Origin of the sequence: Streptomyces sp. NPDC102259 (assembly GCF_044766465.1) — a bacterium.
Taxonomy (GTDB): Bacteria; Actinomycetota; Actinomycetes; order Streptomycetales; family Streptomycetaceae; genus Streptomyces.
Genome location: NZ_JBIWMA010000025.1, coordinates 96,961 through 117,664, shown reverse-complemented (window position 1 = coordinate 117,664; position 20,704 = coordinate 96,961). Strand labels below are relative to the sequence as shown.

Below are 20,704 nucleotides of genomic sequence, written 5' to 3'. Positions count from 1 at the left end.
TGGCACTGACAGTGCGGGGTGAGCTGGGGGTTTGGGGGGTGGGGGTGGGCGTGAGTGGGCGCGCCTGGGGGTTCTCGCCCCCCGCCGCTCCTTCCCTTTCCGTCCCTTCCCTTTCCGTCCCCGGGGGCTGCCGTCCCCGGGGGCTGCCGGCCCCGGACCCCCGCTCCGGCCCTGGACGGGCCTCGTCCTCAAGCGCCGGACGGGCTGGTCGTGCCTCCGGACGAGCTGGTCGTACCTCTGAACGGGTTGGAAGGTACTGGGACGTACGGTGCCGTCGACGGCAGGCCCAGGTCCGACGGGAGGAGGGAGGCGAGCCAGCAGTCGCGTCGTACGCCCTTGTTGGCGATGGCCGAGCGCAGGGTGCCTTCCAGGGTGAAGCCGGCGCTCTCGGCTACCGCGCGGGAGGCGGTGTTTCCGATTTCGGCCCGCCATTCCAGGCGGTCGACGGGCAGGGTGGCGAAGGCCCAGCGGGCTGCGGTGAGGGTGGCCTCGGTGGTGTAGCCGTTGCCGCGGTGTTCCTTGGCCGCCCAGAAGCCGATCTCGGCCGTGCCCGGGGAGCGCATGGTGAGGCTGAGGACGCCGGTGAGGGCTCCGTCGTGGAGGAAGACGCCGAAGGTGAACATGGAGCCGCTCGCCCAGCCTTCCGGGGCGAGCAGTTCGGTGAAGCTTCGGGCGTGCTCGGGGAGGTAGGGGGAGGGGATCGTGGTCCAGCGCTGGATGTCGGGGTCCTGGGCGGCGGTGTACACGGCGTCGGTGTCCCGCGGGTCGAGGGGGCGCAGGACGAGGCGGGGGGTGGTGAGGGTGACGGGCTCGGGCTCCATCGGCCGATTCTGCGCGGGGTGTCCCGGTGGACGCCATCTTTTTGCCGTGCGTGAGCGCGTGATCACAATTCGCGCAATTCGTCCGGCGGGCGCGGCACCATCGGAAGGGCCCGGCCGTTGTCCCCTTTGAAGAAGATTTTGGAGCAGGTGCGCAGCAGCGTGTGGTCCTCGTGGCGGCAGGCCTCCCGGGGTGGCGGGGTCCTCGCATACGATGGCCGTTGCTCAGTAAGTCCACTGGAAACCGACCGTCCCAGGCCCGACCGGCAAGGAGACCAACCCCCGTGTCCGTCCTCTCGAAGATCATGCGTGCAGGCGAAGGCAAGATCCTGCGCAAGCTGCACCGCATCGCGGACCAGGTCAACTCCATCGAAGAGGACTTCGTCGACCTCTCCGACGCCGAGCTGCGGGCCCTCACCGATGAGTACAAGCAGCGGTACGCCGACGGTGAGAGCTTGGACGACCTGCTGCCCGAGGCTTTCGCCACCGTGCGCGAGGCCGCCAAGCGTGTCCTCGGCCAGCGTCACTACGACGTGCAGATCATGGGCGGTGCCGCCCTGCACCTCGGCTATGTGGCCGAGATGAAGACGGGTGAGGGCAAGACGCTCGTCGGCACGCTGCCCGCGTATCTGAACGCGGTGTCCGGCAAGGGCGTCCACCTGATCACGGTCAATGACTATCTGGCCGAGCGCGACTCCGAGATGATGGGTCGTGTCCACAAGTTCCTGGGCCTGGAAGTCGGCTGCATCCTCGCCAACATGACGCCGGCGCAGCGCCGCGAGATGTACGCGTGCGACATCACGTACGGCACGAACAACGAGTTCGGCTTCGACTACCTGCGCGACAACATGGCGTGGGCGCAGGACGAGCTGGTCCAGCGGGGCCACAACTTCGCCATCGTCGACGAGGTCGACTCGATCCTGGTCGACGAGGCGCGTACGCCGCTGATCATCTCCGGTCCGGCCGACCAGGCCACCAAGTGGTACGGCGACTTCGCGAAGCTGGTGACGCGCCTGAAGAAGGGCGAGGCCGGCAACCCGCTCAAGGGCCTCGAGGAGACCGGCGACTACGAGGTCGACGAGAAGAAGCGGACGGTCGCCATTCACGAGGTCGGTGTCAGCAAGGTCGAGGACTGGCTGGGCATCGACAACCTCTACGAGTCGGTGAACACCCCTCTGGTGGGCTACCTGAACAACGCCATCAAGGCGAAGGAGCTCTTCAAGAAGGACAAGGACTACGTCGTCATGGACGGCGAAGTCATGATCGTCGACGAGCACACGGGCCGTATCCTCGCGGGCCGCCGCTACAACGAGGGCATGCACCAGGCGATCGAGGCGAAGGAGGGGGTGGACATCAAGGACGAGAACCAGACGCTCGCCACGATCACCCTTCAGAACTTCTTCCGCCTCTACAAGCGGCACGACCACAACGGGAAGGAACAGCCCGGCCTCTGTGGCATGACCGGTACGGCGATGACCGAGGCCGCCGAGTTCCACCAGATCTACAAGCTCGGCGTGGTCCCGATCCCGACGAACAGGCCGATGGTCCGCAAGGACCAGTCCGACCTGATCTACCGCACCGAGGTCGCGAAGTTCGAGGCGGTCGTCGACGACATCGCCGAGAAGCACGAGAAGGGCCAGCCGATCCTCGTCGGCACGACGTCGGTCGAGAAGTCCGAGTACCTGTCGCAGCAGCTCTCCAAGCGGGGTGTGCAGCACGAGGTGCTGAACGCCAAGCACCACGAGCGTGAGGCGTCGATCGTCGCCCAGGCCGGCCGCAAGGGTGCCGTGACGGTCGCGACCAACATGGCCGGCCGTGGTACCGACATCAAGCTCGGCGGCAACCCCGACGACCTCGCGGAGGCGGAGCTGCGCCAGCGCGGCCTCGACCCCGAGGAGCACATCGAGGAGTGGGCCGCCGCGCTGCCCGCCGCCCTGGAGAAGGCCGAGCAGGCGGTCAAGGCCGAGTTCAACGAGGTCAAGGAGCTGGGCGGCCTCTACGTGCTGGGTACCGAGCGGCACGAGTCGCGTCGTATCGACAACCAGCTGCGCGGTCGTTCCGGCCGTCAGGGCGACCCGGGCGAGTCCCGTTTCTACCTGTCGCTGGGCGACGACCTGATGCGGCTGTTCAAGGCGCAGATGGTCGAGCGCGTGATGTCGATGGCGAACGTGCCGGACGACGTGCCGATCGAGAACAAGATGGTCACGCGCGCGATCGCGTCCGCGCAGTCGCAGGTGGAGCAGCAGAACTTCGAGACGCGTAAGAACGTCCTGAAGTACGACGAGGTGCTCAACCGTCAGCGTGAGGTCATCTACGGTGAGCGGCGCCGCGTTCTGGAGGGCGAGGACCTCCAGGAGCAGATCCACCACTTCATGGACGACACGATCGACGCGTACGTCGGCGCGGAGACCGCCGAGGGCTTCCCGGAGGACTGGGACCTGGACCGGCTGTGGGGCGCCTTCAAGCAGCTCTACCCGGTGAAGGTCACCGTCGAGGAGCTGGAGGAGGCGGCCGGTGACCGGGCGGGTCTGACCGCCGAGTTCATCTCCGAGTCCATCAAGGACGACATCCGTGAGCAGTACGAGTCGCGGGAGTCGCAGCTCGGTTCCGAGATCATGCGTGAGCTGGAGCGGCGGGTCGTGCTGTCGGTCCTGGACCGCAAGTGGCGCGAGCACCTCTACGAGATGGACTACCTCCAGGAGGGCATCGGTCTGCGCGCGATGGCGCAGAAGGACCCGCTGGTCGAGTACCAGCGCGAGGGCTTCGACATGTTCTCCGCGATGATGGACGGCATCAAGGAGGAGTCCGTCGGCTACCTGTTCAACCTGGAGGTCCAGGTCGAGCAGCAGGTCGAGGAGGTCCCGGTGGAGGACGCCGCGCCGGTCGACATGGAGAAGCAGGACGTGGTGCCGGCGCAGGCGGGTTCGCGTCCGGAGATCCGGGCGAAGGGGCTGGACGCTCCGCAGCGTCGTCAGCTGCACTTCTCGGCTCCGACGGTGGACGGCGAGGGCGGCACGATCGAGGGCGACTTCGACAATGACGAGGACGAGCCGGTGCGCTCCGAGGCCGATGGCCTCACGCGCGCGGAGCGCCGTAAGCAGGCGAAGGCCGGGCGGCGCCGTAAGAAGTAGGGCGCGTCTGCCTGCGGCGCCGTCTGCCGGGCGCGACGCGTGATGCGTGGCGTGCGACGTGTGATGCGTGGTGCGACGTGTGGTGCGTGGCTGTGGCGTATGCGACGTGGGTCGTGACGGCGCTGTGGGCTTCGTAGCGGCTGAGGGCCGGGTCACCTTCGGGTGGCCCGGCCCTTTGCTGTTCGGCGCTTTCAGGGCGGCTCAGTCGTCCTGGGGTTCAGGGCGGCTCAGTCGTCCTGGGGTTCAGGGCGGCTCAGTCGTCCTGGGGGTGGGGCCTGCGGGTGCCGTCGAGTTCCACCGCTGTGCAGCGCCAGCGGTGGTCGGTGCCGAGTTCCAGGCGGAAGGCCATGGCCCGTAGGCGGTCGCCGGCGCCGATGCGGGCGAAGGCCTCGATGGCGCCGGGGCGGGGGACGTAGTAGCCGATGTCCCGGACGACGGGAAGGGCGCCGTGGGTGGTGCGCAGGGGGCCGCGTTCGGCGAGGTGGGCCAGGTCGTCGTAGGCGTGGCCGAGGGTGTGCCGGAGCATGAAGTGCACGGGGCGTCGGCCGGTCAGGACCGCGAGGAGGCGGTCGGCGAAGAGGTCTGTGGGGCGCGGCTGGGAGATGGGGCGGCGGAGGGTCTGGGCGGGGACGGACGGGGAGCCGGTGGGGGCGTCGGTGCCCGTTCCCCTACCGGTGCCCCTACCGGTGCCCCTGCTGGTGCTGGTGCTGGTGCTGGGTCGCGGTGTCGGGTGGCGGGTGAGGGACTGGGGGGTGGTGGGGCGGCCGTCGGCGGGGCGGGTGCGGGTGGGGGAGCCGGTGCCGGGGGGACCGGGTGGGCGGCCGCCGGCGGGTGCCGTGCGGGGGGCGCCGCCGTTCGGGGTGCGGGGTGGGGCGGCTGCGGGGCGGCGGGTGTCGCGGCGGCCGGGAGGGCGGGTGCCGGGATGGTGCTGCGTCCGCGTCATGACCTTGTTCATGGGTGTCCCCGTTCGGTGGGCTCGGCTATACCGGTCGGTAACTTGCCGTTGCGGATCTTGTACGGGGTCGCGGTCCGTGACGGCAAGGACGCGGGACGTCCGTGGCGGGGGCCGGAAAAGTTCACCTATCAGGGGCGGTGAGGGGTGGTGGGAGACCGGCGTTGCGGGGGTGGGCCGGGTGAAGCGGGTGGTCTGGGGTTGACGCCGGTGAGGGTGCGGACAGGGGCCCGAAAGGGGACGGCCGCACGTATCCTGAAGGCCCTCGGGGAGACGCGGAACCGTCCCTCCCCGGGGCGCCGAGTCCGAGCCTGCGACCACGAAAGAGCGGCCAGCCATGCGCGTCTACGTCCCCCTGACCCTCCCCGGCCTCGCCGAGGCGCACAAGACGGGTGAGCTGGGGTCCGGGCCGCTCGTCGCGTACGCCGTCACGCCCGCGTTGCGCGAGTGGTATCTCTCCGACGACATCGAGGAGCTGGAGTACGCGGCGCTCAGCAGGGCCGCGCTCGCCTCGCTGCGGTTGCTCGCGGCGGATCAGGGCGCCCCGCGGCGCCGGGTCGTGGTCGCCGTCGACGTGCCCGACCGCGCGGCCGCCGCGGACCCCGACCGGGGGCTCGATCCGGCGGCGCTGGGTGAGGTACGGGTGACGGGTGCCGTGCCGCTGGCCAAGGCGGCCGCGGTGCACGTCGACGCCCGGGAGGCGGAGGCGGACGTGACCGCCGCGGCGGAGGCGCTCGCGGCGGCGGACGGCGGGGACGACGACGCGCAGTTCGTCGTGGACGGGGCCGAGGACCATGAGCTGTTGTGGTTCGCCAGGCAGGAGATCCCGAGCCTGGTGGGGTCGGGAGACTGAGTTCGCCCGGACGGCTGCCGGTCGGCTGCCGGTTGCTGTGCCGGCTGCTTGCCGTCGGCTGTCGGCTGTCTGGTGCGGGCCGCTGACTGTCGGTCTGCCTGGGCCGGTGCGTTCGGTGCGTTCGGTGCGCTCGGTGCGTTCGGTCGTCGCTTCGGGCGGTCACTTGATTGTCGGTGGTGGCGGGTACGTTTGCAGGTATGGGGAAGCAGGAAGCGGCGCACATCGTCTGGGACTGGAACGGGACGCTGTTCCACGACAACGACGCGATCATCGGGGCGACGAACGCGGCATTCGTCGAGCTGGGGCTGGAGCCGATCACACTGGAGCAGTACCGGGCGCTGTACTGCGTTCCGGTGCCGAAGTTCTACGAGCGGCTGATGGGAAGGCTGCCCACCGATGCCGAGTGGGAGGTCATGGACGACGTCTTCCACCGGTACTACGCCGAGCACCGGGTGCGGTGCGCGCTCACCGAGGGTGCGGTGGAACTGCTCGCGGGGTGGCGGTCGGCGGGGCACAGCCAGTCCCTGCTGAGCATGTATGTGCACGACGAACTCGTGCCGCTGGTCCGGGGGTTCGGGATCGAGCCACACTTCGTACGGGTCGACGGGCGGACCGGTCCCTCCGGGGGCAGCAAGGCCGAGCACATGGTGCGGCACCTCCAGGCGCTGACCGGGGTGCAGGCGGAGCGCACGGTGGTGATCGGGGATGCCGCCGATGACGCGGTGGCCGCGTTGCATGTGGGCGCGCGGGCCGTCCTGTACACCGGCGGGTCACACAGTCGGGCCAGCCTGGAGGGGGTGGGGGTGCCAGTGGTGGACACGCTGGGGGAGGCGGTGGAGGTCGCGGGGCGGTTGGCCGCGGCTGCGTAATCGGCTGCGTAGTCGGCTGTGGCTGGGTAGGGGTTTCGGGGGGTTGTGGCGGCAGCTGCCTTGAGCGTCGGGTGGGTGCGGCGTCCTGAGGGCGCCGCACCTGTGGGGGCTTGGATGGATGGGCCGGGGCGGGCGGGGTGGGTCAGGTCACGTCGCTGGCGCCTTGGTGCGTAGCACCTTCAGGAACTCGCGCATCCAGGCCGGGTGGTCCGGCCAGGCGCGAGCGGAGACCAGGGTGCCGTCGACCACCGCCTCGGCGTCCTGGAAGGTGGCGCCCGCCGACTGCATGTCGAGCTCCAGGGCCGGGTACGCCGTGACGCGTCGGCCGTGGAGGGCGTCGGCGGCCGCGGTGAGCAGGGGGCCGTGGCAGATCTGGGCGACCGGTTTGTCGGCGTCGAAGAACGACTTGAGGATCTTGCGGAGCTCGGGGTCGTTGCGGAGGTACTCGGGGGCCCGGCCGCCGGGGATGACGATGGCGGCGTACTGGCCGGGGTCGACCTCGGAGAAGGCGAGGTCGGCGGGCCAGGTGTAGCCGGGCTTCTCGGTGTAGGTGTCGAAGCCGGGTTCGAAGTCGTGGACGACGAACTGGAGCTTTTTGCGGGTGGGGGCGGCGATGTGGACCTCGTAGCCTTCCTCGCGTAGGCGTTGGTAGGGGTAGAGGACTTCCAGGGATTCCGCTGCGTCGCCGGTGACGATGAGGATTTTCGCGGTCATGGTGGGCGGCTCCTCTCGGGCGGGTGTTGCCATGGGCAACGTGCCTCTTGGGGGGTGGGCTTGCCAAGAGGGCGCTTTCAGCGTCCCGCGGGGTGGGGTCGGCGTCGACTTTTCTCGCCCCCGCCGCCCCTACCCGTCCCATCCCAGGGGCTCCGCCCCTTCCACCCCACCAGGGGCTCCGCCCCTGCACCCCGGCGGGGACCAGGGGCTCCGCCCCTGCACCCGGCGGGGACTGCGTCCCCTGCACCCCGCCAGGGACTGGCCCCTGTACCCACCAGGGGCCGCGCCCCTGTACCCCACCAGGGGCTCCGCCCCTGTACCCCGGCGGGGACTGCGTCCCCTGCACCCCGCCAGGGGCGCAGCCCCTCCCCTCCCCCTTCGCACGTCACCCCCCGGTTTGGCTCTGTGCAGAACGGCAAAGTTGTGGGCTCTGTTTTGTACACATACGGCTCATGACGGGAGGCCCGGGAGGGGCGATAGCCTGGTGGCGTGATCAGCGCGATAGTTCGCGGGGGCGTTGTTGCCCCTGCCCTGCGCCCGGTGTGTGCGGACCATCTCCGCAGCCGGGCGGCGGACGCTGGTCGGCGCGGGCGGGACGGGGCCGAATGGGCCCCCAGGACGCCGAGCACTCCCCGGATGCACCTGGCGCGGAGAGCAGCGTCACACCCGGGAGTGGTGTCGAGAATGGCCGATAACCCCCCGCTCATCTCACCTTGCGGCATAGCGTCGGAACGGACCGGAGAACCCGGGCCGTGGCGTCGAGCCGCAGGGGAAGAGACCGTACTTCACGTACTTCCTTCTACGTCACGCAACGGCGCGCGACAGGAGCCAGAGGACAATGCAGACCAAGCTGGACGAAGCCAAGGCCGAGCTGCTCGAGAGGGCGGCGCGGGTCGCTGAGAACAGCCCGGTCGGGGGGCATCTACCGACTGGGACGACGGGCGAGGGCGGCGGTACTCCGGGGACCCCGGACCACGACTCCCTCCTCGCGTTCCTGCAGCGCTACTACCTGCACACCGCCCCGGAGGACCTGAGCGGCCGTGACCCGGTCGATGTCTTCGGAGCCGCGCTCTCGCACTACCGGCTGGCCGAGAACCGGCCGCAGGGGACGGCCAATGTAAGGGTTCACACCCCTACCGTCGAGGAGAACGGGTGGACGTGCAGCCACTCGGTCGTCGAGGTCGTGACCGACGACATGCCGTTCCTCGTCGACTCCGTCACCAATGAGCTGACCCGGCAGGGTCGGGGGATCCACCTCGTCATCCACCCGCAGGTCGTCGTGCGGCGCGATGTGGCCGGCAAGCTCATCGAGGTGCTCAACGCCCCGCCCGTCGCGGGGGACCTGCCGCACGACGGGCATGTCGAGTCGTGGATCCACGTCGAGATCGACCGTGAGAGCGACCGTGCCGATCTGAAGCAGATCACCGCCGACCTGGTGCGCGTCCTGTCCGACGTCCGGGAGGCCGTCGAGGACTGGGAGAAGATGCGGGACACCGCGATGCGGGTCGCCGATCAGCTCCAGGAGGAGCCCGTCCCCGGTGATCTGGCGCGGCCCGAGGTCGACGAGGCCCGTGAGCTGCTGCGCTGGCTGGCCGCCGACCACTTCACGTTCCTCGGCTACCGGGAGTACCAGCTGCGCGGGGACGACTCCCTCGCCGCCGTCCCCGGGACCGGGCTCGGCATTCTGCGTTCCGACCCGCATCACGCCGACACCGACAGTCACCCCGTCAGTCCCTCCTTCGAGCGGCTGCCCGCCGATGCCCGTGCCAAGGCGCGTGAGCACAAGCTGCTGGTGCTGACCAAGGCGAACAGCCGGGCCACCGTGCACCGGCCCTCCTACCTCGACTACGTCGGTGTGAAGAAGTTCGACAAGGACGGGAACGTCGTCGGGGAGCGTCGGTTCCTCGGGCTGTTCTCCTCCGCCGCCTACACCGAGTCCGTGGTGCGGGTGCCGGTCGTGCGGCGCAAGGTCGAGGCGGTGCTGAAGGGCGCCGGGTTCTCGCCCAACAGCCACGACGGGCGCGACCTGCTCCAGATCATGGAGACCTACCCGCGCGACGAGCTCTTCCAGACGCCGGTGGACGAACTCCGGTCCATCGTCACGTCCGTGCTCTATCTCCAGGAGCGGCGCCGGCTGCGGCTGTACCTGCGGCAGGACGAGTACGGGCGTTACTACTCGGCGATCGTCTACCTGCCCCGCGACCGCTACACCACGGGTGTGCGGCTGCGGATCATCGACATCCTCAAGGAGGAGCTGGGCGGGACGAACGTCGACTTCACCGCCTGGAACACCGAGTCGATCCTGTCCCGGCTGCACTTCGTCGTGCGTGTCCCGCAGGGCACCGAGCTGCCGGAGCTGTCCGACGCAGACAAGGAGCGCATCGAGGCGCGGCTCGTCGAGGCGGCCCGTTCCTGGGCCGACGCGTTCCAGGAGGCGCTCAACGCCGAACTCGGCGAGGAGCGGGCCGCGGAGCTGCTGCGGCGCTACAGCGGCGCCTTCGCCGAGGGGTACAAGGCCGACCACAGTCCGCGTTCCGCCGTCGCCGACCTCTGCCATCTGGAGCGGCTCACGGAGGAGCGGAACTTCTCGCTCAGCCTGTACGAGCCGGTGGGCGCCGGGCCCGGCGAGCGCCGTTTCAAGATCTACCGCAAGGGTGACGCGATCTCCCTGTCGGCCGTGCTGCCGGTCCTGAACCGGCTCGGCGTCGAGGTGATCGACGAGCGGCCGTACGAGCTGCGCTGCTCGGACCGCAGCAACGCCTGGATCTACGACTTCGGTCTGCGTATCCCCAAGTCGCTGGCGGGTCCCGGTGGGGACCTCGGTGACGACGGGCGTGAGCGGTTCCAGGAGGCGTTCTCGGCGACCTGGACGGGCAAGGCGGAGAACGACGGGTTCAACGCGCTGGTGCTGGGCGCGGGGCTGCACTGGCGGCAGGCGATGGTGCTGCGCGCGTACGCCAAGTACCTGCGGCAGGCCGGGTCCACCTTCAGCCAGGACTACATGGAGGACACCCTCCGGACCAACGTCCACACCACCCGGCTGCTCGTGTCGTTGTTCGAGGCGCGGATGTCGCCCGACCGGCAGCGTGCCGGGCACGAGATCGTCGACGCGCTGCTCGAGGAGCTGGACGCCGCCCTCGACGAGGTGGCCTCGCTCGACGAGGACCGGATCCTGCGGTCCTTCCTCACGGTCATCAAGGCGACCCTGCGGACGAACTTCTTCCAGGAGCGCGCGGGCGGCGAGCCGCACGACTACGTGTCCATGAAGTTCGACCCGCAGGCGATCCCGGATCTGCCGGCGCCCCGGCCGGCGTTCGAGATCTGGGTGTACTCGCCGCAGGTGGAGGGCGTGCACCTGCGGTTCGGGAAGGTCGCGCGCGGTGGTCTGCGCTGGTCCGACCGGCGGGAGGACTTCCGTACCGAGGTGCTCGGGCTGGTGAAGGCGCAGATGGTGAAGAACACCGTCATCGTGCCGGTCGGCGCCAAGGGCGGCTTCGTCGCCAAGCAGCTGCCCGACCCGGGCGTGGACCGTGACGCGTGGCTGGCCGAGGGCATCTCCAGCTACAAGACGTTCATCTCGGCGCTGCTCGACATCACCGACAACCTGGTCGGCGGGGAGGTCGTGCCGCCGGCCGACGTCGTGCGGCACGACGAGGACGACACCTACCTGGTGGTCGCCGCCGACAAGGGCACGGCGACGTTCTCCGACATCGCCAACGAGGTCGCGCAGTCGTACAACTTCTGGCTCGGCGACGCCTTCGCGTCCGGCGGCTCGGCGGGCTACGACCACAAGGGCATGGGCATCACGGCCCGCGGTGCCTGGGAGTCCGTGAAGCGGCACTTCCGGGAGCTGGGCGTGGACACGCAGTCCGAGGACTTCACGGTCGTCGGCGTCGGTGACATGTCCGGTGACGTGTTCGGCAACGGCATGCTGCTCAGCGAGCACATCCGGCTGGTCGCCGCCTTCGACCACCGGCACATCTTCATCGACCCGAAGCCGGACGCGGCGACCTCCTACGCCGAGCGCCGTCGGCTGTTCGAGCTGCCCCGCTCCAGCTGGGCCGACTACAATGGTGACCTGATCTCCGCCGGCGGCGGCGTCTTCCCGCGGACGGCGAAGGCGATCCCGGTCAACGCCCACATCCGCGAGGCGCTGGGCATCGAGGCGGCCGTCACCAAGCTGACCCCGGCCGACCTGATGAAGGCGATCCTGCGGGCGCAGGTGGACCTGCTGTGGAACGGCGGCATCGGCACGTACGTGAAGTCCGGTGCGGAGTCGAACGCCGACGTCGGCGACAAGGCCAACGACCCGATCCGGGTGGACGGCGCCGATCTGCGCGTCAGGGTCGTCGGCGAGGGCGGCAACCTGGGCCTGACCCAGCTCGGCCGGATCGAGTTCGCGCTGCACGGCGGCAAGATCAACACGGATGCCATCGACAACAGCGCGGGCGTGGATACCTCCGACCACGAGGTGAACATCAAGATCCTGCTCAACGGTCTGGTCGGCGAGGGCGACATGACCGTCAAGCAGCGCAACAAGGTGCTCGCGGAGATGACCGACGAGGTCGGCACTCTGGTCCTGCGCAACAACTACGCGCAGAACACGGCGATCGCCAACGCCCTCGCCCAGTCCAAGGACATGCTCCACGCCCAGCAGCGCTTCATGCGCCACCTGGTCAGGGAGAAGCACCTGGACCGGGCCCTGGAGTTCCTGCCCACCGACCGGCAGATCCGTGAGCGTCTCGGCGCCGGCCAGGGCCTCACCAGCCCGGAGACGGCCGTCCTGATGGCCTACACCAAGATCACGGTGTCGGACGAGCTGCTGCACACCTCGCTGCCCGACGACCCGTACCTGCGCGGTCTGCTGCACGCGTACTTCCCGACGGCGTTGCGCGAGCGGTTCCCCGAGGGCATCGACAGTCACCCGCTGCGCCGCGAGATCACCACGACCGTCCTGGTCAACGACACGGTCAACACGGGCGGTACGACGTATCTGCACCGGCTGCGGGAGGAGACCGGCGCCTCGCTGGAGGAGATCGTGCGGGCCCAGACCGCGGCCCGGGCGATCTTCCGCTCGGCGCCGGTGTGGGACGCGGTGGAGGATCTCGACAACCGGGTCGAGGCCGACGTCCAGACCCGTATCCGGCTGCACTCGCGACGACTCGTCGAGCGCGGTACGCGCTGGCTGCTGAACAACCGGCCGCAGCCGCTGCAGCTCGCCGAGACCGTCGACTTCTTCGCCGAGCGCGTCGAGCAGGTGTGGTCGCAGCTGACGAAGCTGCTGCGGGGCGCGGACCTGGAGTGGTGGCAGCGGATCCACGACGAGCTGACCGACGCCGGCGTCCCGGACGAGCTGGCCACCCGGGTGGCCGGGTTCTCCTCCGCCTTCCCGGCGCTGGACATCGTCTCGGTGGCCGACCGCATGGGGCGGGACCCGCTGGACGTCGCCGACGTCTACTACGACCTCGCCGACCGTCTGCGCATCACCCAGCTCATGGACCGCATCATCGAGCTGCCGCGTGCCGATCGGTGGCAGTCCATGGCGCGCGCCTCCATCCGTGAGGACCTGTACGCGGCCCACGCGGCGCTGACGGCGGACGTGCTGGCCGTCGGCAACGGCACCTCGACGCCCGAGCAGCGCTTCAAGGCGTGGGAGGAGAAGAACGCGGCGATCCTGGGCCGGGCGCGTACCACGCTGGAGGAGATCCAGAGCTCGGAGACCTTCGACCTGGCCAATCTGTCGGTGGCCATGCGGACGATGCGCACGATGTTGCGGGCGCACTCGTAAGCACACGGGAAACAGGGGTGCCCCCCGGGCCGTCGAGGCTCGGGGGGCACCCCTGTCTGTCCGTTGTTCCGTCAGGCGGGCTTCGGCTTGGGCTTCTTCTTCTTGTCCCCGGTGAACGCCTCGTACGCCTCGAGGACCTCCTCCGTCGGGCCGTCCATGCGCAGTTCGCCGCGCTCCAGCCACAGCACCCGGTCGCAGGTGTCGCGGATCGCGGCGTTGCTGTGGCTGACCAGGAAGACCGTGCCGGCGTGCGCGCGCATCTCCTGGATGCGCTCCGCCGACCGCGCCTGGAACCGCGCGTCGCCGGTCGACAGTGCCTCGTCGATGAGCAGGACGTCGTGGTCCTTGGCGGCGGCGATGGAGAAGCGCAGCCGGGAGCCCATGCCGGAGGAGTAGGTGCGCATCGGCAGGGAGATGAAGTCGCCCTTCTCGTTGATGCCGGAGAAGTCGACGATCTCCTGGTAGCGCTCCTTGATCTGCTCGCGCGTCATACCCATGGCGAGTCCGCCGAGGTAGACGTTGCGTTCGCCCGTCAGATCGCCCATCAGGGCCGCGTTGACGCCGAGGAGGGAGGGCTGGCCGTCGGTGTAGATCTTGCCGTTCTCCACCGGCTGGAGGCCCGCGATCCCCTTGAGCAGGGTCGACTTGCCGGAACCGTTGGTGCCGATGAGGCCGATCGCCTCGCCCTTGTACGCGACGAAGGTGACGTTCTTGACGGCGTGCACCACGCGCATGCCGGCGGCCTTCTGGGCCTGCCCGGGGCGGATGATGCGGTTGAGGGCGGCCGTCGCGCTGCCCCGGCCGCTGCCGGTGCCGTTGATCCGGTAGACGATGTCGACGCCGTCGGCGATGACGGTGGGGGCCCGCTCGTCGATGGGCTCGGTGGGCGCGGTGGGCGCGGTGCGCGTTGCGTTCTCAGCCACGGCCGTACGTCTCCTCAGCCTTCCAGAAGTAGATGAAGCCGCCGACGCCGGCGAGCAGCGCCCAGCCGGTCGCGACCAGCCACACGTGGGGCGGCAGCTGGCTCGCGTGGAAGCTGTCGATCAGCGCGAAGCGCATCAGGTCGATGTAGACGGCGGCGGGGTTGGCCCGCAGCAGGTCGGCGACCCAGGCCGGCATGCCCTGGTGCTTCTCGAGCAGGTTGTCGATGCTCCACATCACGCCCGAGATGTACATCCAGGTGCGCAGGATGAACGGCATCAGCTGGGAGATGTCCGGGGTGTTCGCGCCGAGCCGGGCCAGGATCATCGAGACGCCGGCGTTGAAGACGAACTGGAGCGTCAGGGCCGGGATGACGAGGACCCAGGACAGGGCCGGCGGCACGCCCACGGCGAACAGGATGATCAGCAGGGCGGCCATCGAGAACAGCAGCTGCTGGAGCTGCTGGAGACAGAACGAGATCGGCAGGGCGGCCCGGGGGAAGTGCAGGGCCCGCACCAGACCGATGCTGCCGCCGATGGCCCGGGTGCCCGCCATGATCGAGCTCTGTGTGAACGTCCAGACGAACACGCCCGTGACCAGGAACGGGATGAAGTCCGCCACGCCCTTCTTGGTCTCCAGCAGGACACCGAAGATGAAGTAGTAGACCGCCGCGTTCAGCAGCGGGGTCATCACCTGCCAGACCTGGCCCAGCTTCGCCTGGCTGTACTGGGCGGTGAGCTTGGCGGTGGCGAACGCGGTGATGAAGTGGCGGCGCGCCCAGAGCTGGCGGATGTACTCGGGCAGGGACGGGCGGGCGCCGCTGACCGTGAGGCCGTGACGGGCGGCCAGAGCCGCGAGGTCGCCGTGGGGGGCGGCCTGTGTCTGGGGCGGTGTGTGGAGGACCTGACTCACATCCGCTGCTTTCGCTCGGGGGAAGGGGTGCGGGCGGCGGTGTTTCCGTGGCCGCTCGCCGTTTCCTTACGCTTTTCTTTACATATTCTTACGTCGGAACGGGACCGTATCGTCGCAACGTGAGAGTAGGCCGATTCATCGTCGGAACGCAACCGTTTCGTCGTAACGCCCTATGCTGGTCCGCATGACGACGAACGCGACGAACGCCGATGGACCCCAGGTGCGCCCGCGCCGCCGGGCCCCCGCGGGCGCGGCCGTGCTCCGCGAGGATGTGACGGAGGCCATCCGGGCCGCCGTGTTCGAGGAGCTCGCGACCGTCGGCTACGCGCGGATGTCCATCGAGGGCATCGCCCGGCGCGCCGGGGTGGGCAAGACCGCGGTGTACCGGCGCTGGCGCTCCAAGCTGCACCTGGTCCTCGACATCGTCTCGGTGATAGCCGTGCAGGGGCTGCCGGCCCCGGAGACGGGCAGCCTGGAGGGCGACCTGCGCATGCTCTACGAGGTGAGCTCCCGGGCCCTGCGGCATCCGGTGGCCTCGCAGATCATTCCCGACCTCCAGGCCGAGGCGGCCCGCAACCCGGAGATCGCCGAGGCTCTGCAGAAGGCGCTGAAGCAGGGGCAGGAGGAGGTCGCCCTGAAGATCGTGGCGGCGGCGGTGCGGCGCGGCGAGGTCCGCGAGGGGCTGAACGAGGAGCTGGCGCTCGATCTGATCTCGGGTCCGCTTTACTGGCGTTCGGTGGTGATCCGCAGTCCGAAGCTGCCCAAGGGCTACCTGGGCGCGCTGGCTCGTGCGACCACCGAGGCGATCAAGGCGCTGTAAGCGGCGCGGACGCCGTGACGGGAGTCGAGGTGGCATGAGAGTCGTGATGGCCGAGGACAACGCCCTGCTCAGGGAGGGTCTGGTCCTGCTGCTGACATCGGCCGGGCACGAGGTGGTGGCCGTCGTCGGCTCCGGCCCCGAGGTCCTTCCGGCGCTCCTGCGGCACCGTCCGGACGTGGCGGTGCTCGACGTACGGATGCCGCCGGGCTTCCGCGACGAGGGACTGCGGGCCGCGCTGGAGGCCCGCGAGAAGATTCCCGGCCTGCCGGTGCTGGTGCTCTCCCAGTACGTCGAGGAGTCCTACGCGGCCGAGCTGCTGGGCGGGGGCGCGAGCGGGGTCGGCTATCTGCTGAAGGACCGCGTGGGCCGGGTGGACGAGTTCCTCGACGCGCTGGAACGGGTCGCCTCCGGCGGTACGGCGCTCGACCCCGAGGTCGTCACGGAGCTGATGTCCCGCCGCCGCGACTCGCCGCTGGACTCGCTCACACCGCGTGAGCGCGAGGTGCTGAAGCTCATGGCCGAGGGCCGCGACAACACGACCATCGCCGGCGCCCTCGTCATCACCGAACGGTCCGTCAGCAAACACATCGGCAACGTGTTCCTGAAACTGAGCCTCCCCCCGAGCGACAGCGGCCACCGACGCGTCCTGGCCGTACTGGCGTATCTGAACAACGCCTGACCCGGCCGGATCCCGGCACGCGCCTCAAACCGCCGCCAACCGTTGCGCCGGGGCGCCGTGCGGCCCGGGTCGTCATCCGTGTTCCGGTTCCTGCTCCAGGGCCGCCGTGTCGAGGGCCGAGGTGAGTTGGTCGAGTTGGTCGCGCAGGTCGCGGATCTCGTCGAGGTCGAACCCGGTCGCCGAGACGATCCGGCGCGGCACCCGCAGCGCCCGCTCGCGCAGGGCGACGCCCTCCTCGGTGAGCCGGATCTCCACCGAGCGCTCGTCGCGGGAGCTGCGCTCCCTGCGCACCAGGCCGGCCGACTCCAGTCGCTTGAGCAGCGGGGAGAGCGTGCCGGAGTCGAGGCGGAGGTGCTCGCCGAGCTTCTTGACGGGCAGTTCGCCGTGCTCCCACAGGACCAGCAGCACCAGGTACTGGGGGTAGGTGAGCCCGAGTTCCTTGAGGATCACGCGGTAGACGCCGTTGAAGGCGCGCGAGGCGGCGTGCAGGGAGAAGCAGATCTGGCTGTCCAGGCGGAGCCAGTTCTCCTCGGCGTTCTCCTGCGCTGCGGGTGGGGGCGTCGGGGTCATGCCTCCAGGGTAGCTCCAGCGAGCCATTTAGTTGTGCACAACTCAATTGTGTGCTCTACTTATCTCCGTGAGGCGGTCCGGACGCGAACGGCGCGAGGGCCGGCCACCCCCCGACACGACTTCCGAGAGGGATGGTTCATCCATGGACGCGCTCTACACCGCAGTCGCCACCGCCACCCACGGCCGCGACGGTCGCGCCGTCTCCTCCGACGGCAAGATCGACCTCCAGCTGGCCCCGCCGGTGGAGCTGGGCGGCAACGGTCAGGGCACCAACCCCGAGCAGCTCTTCGCCGCCGGTTACGCGGCCTGCTTCGGCAGCGCCCTCGGTCTCGTCGGCCGCCAGGCGAAGGTCGACGTCACCGACGCCGCCGTGACCGCCGAGGTCGGCATAGGCAAGCAGGGCGAGGGCTTCGGCCTCAAGGTGACGCTGCGCGTCGAGCTGCCCGAGGGTCTGGACGAGGCGACCGGCCGCAAGCTGGTCGAGACCGCCCACCAGGTCTGCCCCTACTCCAACGCCACCCGCGGCAACATCGAGGTCGACCTCGTCATCGAGTAGTCGCCGGCCGCCTCCGGGCGGTTCAGCGGTTCCTCAACGGTTCCTCAGTGGTTGTTCAGTGGTTTCCGACCCGCGCCAGCACCTCCCCCGTCCGCCGGCTCCACGCCACCACCACGGCCTCCTCGGGCACCGGGTGCCAGCGCGTCAGGAGCAGCCAGCGGATGCGGTAGCGGTGGGCGATCCCCACCCGCTCGGCGCGGGTCGACCCGCGGGAGAGGTAGGCCCGCACGTCGTCGAGCCGCCGTAGCCGCTCCCGTTCGTCCAGGGCCGCGTCCGGCCAGGCCGGCGCGGCCAGGTTCGGCCCGTACCCGGCGATGGCGTGCACCGCGTAGTACCCGTCGGTGACCACCACCTCGCCGGGTCCGATGTGCCGTGCGGCCCAGTCGTACGAGGGCCAGCGCGGCGGCGCTTCGAAGCCGACCGGGTCCAGCGCGCGCGGCACGACCGCCCCCGCCTGCACGGTGAGGAAGCCGAGGCAGGCGGCACCCGCCGCGACCGCGCCCAGCACCCGCCGCCCCGCCCGCCAGGGTCGGGGCGCCGTCAGTTCCACGGCCAGCGCGAACTGGAGCGGCACCAGGGTGAGCCCCAGGATCCGCCCGTAGGTGTAGTGGCCGCTGACGAAGCCGTACGCCACCACCAGGCACTCCAGGGCGAACATCAGCACCAGCGGGTCGCGCGCCGAGCGGCGGCCCCGCGCCCACAGCGCGGGCAGTCCCACCAGCGCCAGCCAGAAGTGGCCCACCAGCCCGTCGTACAGCCGCCGGTGCATCGCGTCCACGCTGCCGTCCCCGGCCAGCTCGAACACGTCGAAGTACGGCCAGAGGGCGGCCACGAGCAGCGCCACCGCCGCCACCACCGCCCACCGGGCGGCCACCGCGGCCCGCCACCCCCGCTGCCATCCCACGACGAAGGCCACGCCCCCGGCCCCCGCCGCGACCGCCGTGATCGGATGCACCAGCAGGATCACCCCGTACAGCACGCCCAGCGCCACGTACCCGGTGTAGCCGCGCAGCCCGCTCGGACCCACGTACCGCACCCGGCGCTGGTCCCGCGCGCGAGTGCCCGCCAGGGCCCACGCCCAGAAGGTTAGCCCGATGGCGAAGGTGGACGGGTAGCCGAGGTTGCCGGTCATCGACATCAGGCCCAGGTAGCCGCTCCACCAGGCCCGCTCGGTGCCCCACAGCAGCGTCATCGCCGCCAGTGCGAGCACCGGCGCCCACGGCCTCGGCGTCAGCACGCGCGTGAAGCGGCCGATGCCGCTGAGCAGCACCAGCAGGTTCACCGGGCCGGCGACCCGCAGCACCGCCCAGCCCGTCAGCCCGGTCACCCGGGCGAACGCGCCCTCCGCCACCGTGTACGGCGAGAAGTACGGGCTGCCCGCACCCGGCAGATCGCCCATCGGGTGCCGCGGATCGAGCAGGCGGTCCTTCAGGCGTTCGACGACCGCCGCGTGCTGGCCGGCGTCGCAGCACTGCGGGACCCGCCAGTACGCCAGCGACATCACCAGCCAGAACAGGAAGCCGAGGGCCTGGTACGGGGTCGGCCGCCACCCCCGCCCGCCGCGCAGCGCCGTCGCACCGAGCGTGGGCCGCCGGGTCAGGACACCGGCGCTCAACGGACCGCACCGGACCGGACCGCACCGGACCGGACCGCACCGGACCGGACGGTGCCGGGCCGGACCGGGCCGCATCCGGCCGTACCGGACCGGGCCGCGCCGGGGAGGGAGTCGAACGGGGAACCGGGCCGGGAACGCGACAGCGCACCGCACCGGGGTCCGAGCTGGGCAAAGAGGGGCATTGGCCGTATCTTCCCGTCCGGTCAACGGCCTTGCCGAAAGTCACCTCAAGGAGTGAGCCCGATCGGACCCTTCCTGGGCCGGCAGGGCCACCCGCCCCCGCAGCACGGGCTCGAGCAGCAGCGGCACCCCGAGCGCCGGCAGCAGCCACGCCAGCACGATCAGCCGGTCGCCCCAGATGGTGATGTCCGGGTGTCCGGCCTGGGTGAGGACCCCGGTGCAGGCGGCGCCGAGCACGAAGACGCCGAACGCCCGCCGCGGCCCCCGCGCCACACCCCGGGCCCCGGCCGCCAGCGCGGCCACGAACAGCGGTTCCCACAGCTGCCGGCGCAGCCACTCCACCCAGAAGTTTCCCTGGAGGCTCAGGAACTCCGGCCACACGCGCGTGCGGTCGGGCCGGTCGAAGTGGCGGGTCAGCAGATCCTGGAGGCTCTCCGACTCGGACGGATAGTGCAGCAGCCTCGCCAGTACCAGCGTCCCCAGCACCCCGAAACCACCCGCGACGGCCACCATGACCACCCCGGGCCCCGGCGGCCGGCCGCGCCGCGCACGCCGGACGGCGATCAGCGCGCCCGCCCCCGCCAGACACAGCCCGAGGAACAGCGCCTGCGAGTGCTTGACGGTGAACAGGGCGGCCAGCGAACCGCCGACCAGCCACGCCCCCGCCCGCACCGCACCGTCCAGGGCCAGCGCGCACCCCCACACCGCCGCCAGCGTCAGCGCCAGCAGCAGACCCTCGGTCATCGGGCGCATGGCGGTCGTACCGCACGGCAGCACGTAGTACAGGGCCTGCCCGGTCAGACAGACAGAGGCCGGCGCGCGCTGCGTGCGCAGGATCAGGAACACCAGCACACCGCCCGCCGCCGCCACGGCGACACCCGCCAGCCACACGCCCCAGGTCACGCCGAACAGCGTGATGAACGGCAGCAGGAACACCGGGTAGCCGGGGCGCGCCTCGAAGATCCGCATGAAGCGCTCCGGCATGAACGGCACGGTGTGCCCGCCGGTCTGCCCCGCCCTCAGCCGCGCGTCGACCTCGCGCCACTCCCGCTTCCGGCACTCGGCGGCGACCCGGCGGCCGGGGTCGGGGGCGTCGAAGCGGAGCACGTCCACGCTCTGCCGGCGGGCCGCGTTCGAGGCCTCACCCTCGCAGGCGTAGGCGATGGTCACGGCCGCCGCCTCGCGCTTGTCCTCCCCGCGCAGGCTCAGCGCGTACGACAGGTAGTTCTTGCTGTCCGGGGTGTCCCGGCCGGTCACGTTCGCGAGCTGGAGCAGCGCGAACACGGCGACCAGGACCAGCACCCGGGTGCGCGGTCGCGGGGCAGT

The 20,704-nt window shown here is 70.5% G+C and carries 15 protein-coding genes; 7 read left to right on the top strand and 8 right to left on the bottom strand.

What is annotated here, in order from left to right:
• Positions 1-188: 188 nt before the first annotated feature.
• Positions 189-821 carry a GNAT family N-acetyltransferase gene (locus ACIRPU_RS36960; protein ID WP_403875259.1) on the bottom strand — a complete coding sequence of 211 codons (633 nt, stop codon included), beginning with the start codon at positions 819-821 and terminating at the stop codon, positions 189-191.
• A 281-nt stretch (positions 822-1,102) separates the two neighbouring features.
• Here ACIRPU_RS36960 and secA point away from each other — a divergent pair, with 281 nt between their 5' ends.
• Positions 1,103-3,949: a preprotein translocase subunit SecA gene (gene secA / locus ACIRPU_RS36955; RefSeq protein WP_403875257.1), complete on the top strand. Its 2,847-nt coding sequence runs from the start codon at positions 1,103-1,105 to the stop codon at positions 3,947-3,949.
• Between the two features lie 253 nt (positions 3,950-4,202).
• On the opposite strand, the gene ACIRPU_RS36950 is transcribed toward secA, so the two are convergent.
• Entirely contained in the window at positions 4,203-4,904 is a 702-nt protein-coding gene (locus ACIRPU_RS36950) for an Rv3235 family protein (protein WP_403875256.1), read from the bottom strand.
• Positions 4,905-5,238: 334 nt separating this feature from the next.
• On the opposite strand from ACIRPU_RS36950, the gene ACIRPU_RS36945 reads away from it, so the two are divergent.
• Positions 5,239-5,754 carry a DUF6912 family protein gene (locus tag ACIRPU_RS36945; RefSeq protein WP_403875254.1) on the top strand — a complete coding sequence of 172 codons (516 nt, stop codon included), beginning with the start codon at positions 5,239-5,241 and terminating at the stop codon, positions 5,752-5,754.
• Positions 5,755-5,951: 197 nt separating this feature from the next.
• On the top strand, positions 5,952-6,623 hold the full coding sequence (locus ACIRPU_RS36940) for an HAD family hydrolase (protein ID WP_403875252.1): 672 nt from the start codon (positions 5,952-5,954) through the stop codon (positions 6,621-6,623).
• 147 nt (positions 6,624-6,770) lie between these two features.
• Here ACIRPU_RS36940 and ACIRPU_RS36935 read toward each other — a convergent pair whose 3' ends face one another.
• Entirely contained in the window at positions 6,771-7,337 is a 567-nt protein-coding gene (locus ACIRPU_RS36935) for a DJ-1/PfpI family protein (RefSeq protein WP_403875250.1), read from the bottom strand.
• 838 nt (positions 7,338-8,175) lie between these two features.
• On the opposite strand from ACIRPU_RS36935, the gene ACIRPU_RS36930 reads away from it, so the two are divergent.
• Complete coding sequence (locus ACIRPU_RS36930; RefSeq protein WP_403875248.1) at positions 8,176-13,125, top strand: NAD-glutamate dehydrogenase; 4,950 nt, start codon at positions 8,176-8,178, stop codon at positions 13,123-13,125.
• Positions 13,126-13,196: 71 nt separating this feature from the next.
• Here ACIRPU_RS36930 and ACIRPU_RS36925 read toward each other — a convergent pair whose 3' ends face one another.
• Positions 13,197-14,048, bottom strand: coding sequence for an ABC transporter ATP-binding protein (locus ACIRPU_RS36925; RefSeq protein ID WP_403875246.1), 852 nt, complete (start codon positions 14,046-14,048; stop codon positions 13,197-13,199).
• The gene (locus ACIRPU_RS36920) at positions 14,041-14,958 is read right to left on the bottom strand and encodes an ABC transporter permease (RefSeq protein ID WP_351764278.1); all 918 of its coding nucleotides are present in this window, start codon (positions 14,956-14,958) and stop codon (positions 14,041-14,043) included. Before ACIRPU_RS36920 ends, ACIRPU_RS36925 begins: the two co-directional genes overlap by 8 nt.
• A 172-nt stretch (positions 14,959-15,130) precedes the next feature.
• Here ACIRPU_RS36920 and ACIRPU_RS36915 point away from each other — a divergent pair, with 172 nt between their 5' ends.
• Together ACIRPU_RS36915 and ACIRPU_RS36910 are read left to right on the top strand one after the other, a co-directional pair.
• Complete coding sequence (locus tag ACIRPU_RS36915; protein ID WP_384121748.1) at positions 15,131-15,778, top strand: TetR/AcrR family transcriptional regulator; 648 nt, start codon at positions 15,131-15,133, stop codon at positions 15,776-15,778.
• A gap of 34 nt (positions 15,779-15,812) precedes the next feature.
• Complete coding sequence (locus tag ACIRPU_RS36910; RefSeq protein ID WP_385567736.1) at positions 15,813-16,457, top strand: LuxR C-terminal-related transcriptional regulator; 645 nt, start codon at positions 15,813-15,815, stop codon at positions 16,455-16,457.
• 72 nt (positions 16,458-16,529) lie between these two features.
• Here ACIRPU_RS36910 and ACIRPU_RS36905 read toward each other — a convergent pair whose 3' ends face one another.
• The gene (locus ACIRPU_RS36905; protein ID WP_384121752.1) at positions 16,530-17,027 is read right to left on the bottom strand and encodes a MarR family winged helix-turn-helix transcriptional regulator; all 498 of its coding nucleotides are present in this window, start codon (positions 17,025-17,027) and stop codon (positions 16,530-16,532) included.
• A gap of 142 nt (positions 17,028-17,169) precedes the next feature.
• Here ACIRPU_RS36905 and ACIRPU_RS36900 point away from each other — a divergent pair, with 142 nt between their 5' ends.
• Complete coding sequence (locus ACIRPU_RS36900; protein ID WP_351764282.1) at positions 17,170-17,583, top strand: organic hydroperoxide resistance protein; 414 nt, start codon at positions 17,170-17,172, stop codon at positions 17,581-17,583.
• Between the two features lie 55 nt (positions 17,584-17,638).
• Here ACIRPU_RS36900 and ACIRPU_RS36895 read toward each other — a convergent pair whose 3' ends face one another.
• Together ACIRPU_RS36895 and ACIRPU_RS36890 are read right to left on the bottom strand one after the other, a co-directional pair.
• The gene (locus ACIRPU_RS36895) at positions 17,639-19,198 is read right to left on the bottom strand and encodes a hypothetical protein (RefSeq protein ID WP_403875242.1); all 1,560 of its coding nucleotides are present in this window, start codon (positions 19,196-19,198) and stop codon (positions 17,639-17,641) included.
• A gap of 222 nt (positions 19,199-19,420) precedes the next feature.
• Positions 19,421-20,680 carry a hypothetical protein gene (locus ACIRPU_RS36890; RefSeq protein ID WP_403875284.1) on the bottom strand — a complete coding sequence of 420 codons (1,260 nt, stop codon included), beginning with the start codon at positions 20,678-20,680 and terminating at the stop codon, positions 19,421-19,423.
• Positions 20,681-20,704 lie beyond the last annotated feature (24 nt).

What these genes read in the sequence shown, in the direction of transcription:
- ACIRPU_RS36960 (WP_403875259.1), bottom strand. Translation starts at nt 821, where the DNA reads ATGGAGCCCGAGCCCGTCACCCTCACCACCCCCCGCCTCGTCCTGCGC.
- ACIRPU_RS36950 (WP_403875256.1), bottom strand. Translation starts at nt 4,904, where the DNA reads ATGAACAAGGTCATGACGCGGACGCAGCACCATCCCGGCACCCGCCCT.
- ACIRPU_RS36945 (WP_403875254.1), top strand. Translation starts at nt 5,239, where the DNA reads ATGCGCGTCTACGTCCCCCTGACCCTCCCCGGCCTCGCCGAGGCGCAC.
- ACIRPU_RS36940 (WP_403875252.1), top strand. Translation starts at nt 5,952, where the DNA reads ATGGGGAAGCAGGAAGCGGCGCACATCGTCTGGGACTGGAACGGGACG.
- ACIRPU_RS36935 (WP_403875250.1), bottom strand. Translation starts at nt 7,337, where the DNA reads ATGACCGCGAAAATCCTCATCGTCACCGGCGACGCAGCGGAATCCCTG.
- ACIRPU_RS36930 (WP_403875248.1), top strand. Translation starts at nt 8,176, where the DNA reads ATGCAGACCAAGCTGGACGAAGCCAAGGCCGAGCTGCTCGAGAGGGCG.
- ACIRPU_RS36915 (WP_384121748.1), top strand. Translation starts at nt 15,131, where the DNA reads ATGCTGGTCCGCATGACGACGAACGCGACGAACGCCGATGGACCCCAG.
- ACIRPU_RS36910 (WP_385567736.1), top strand. Translation starts at nt 15,813, where the DNA reads ATGAGAGTCGTGATGGCCGAGGACAACGCCCTGCTCAGGGAGGGTCTG.
- ACIRPU_RS36905 (WP_384121752.1), bottom strand. Translation starts at nt 17,027, where the DNA reads ATGACCCCGACGCCCCCACCCGCAGCGCAGGAGAACGCCGAGGAGAAC.
- ACIRPU_RS36900 (WP_351764282.1), top strand. Translation starts at nt 17,170, where the DNA reads ATGGACGCGCTCTACACCGCAGTCGCCACCGCCACCCACGGCCGCGAC.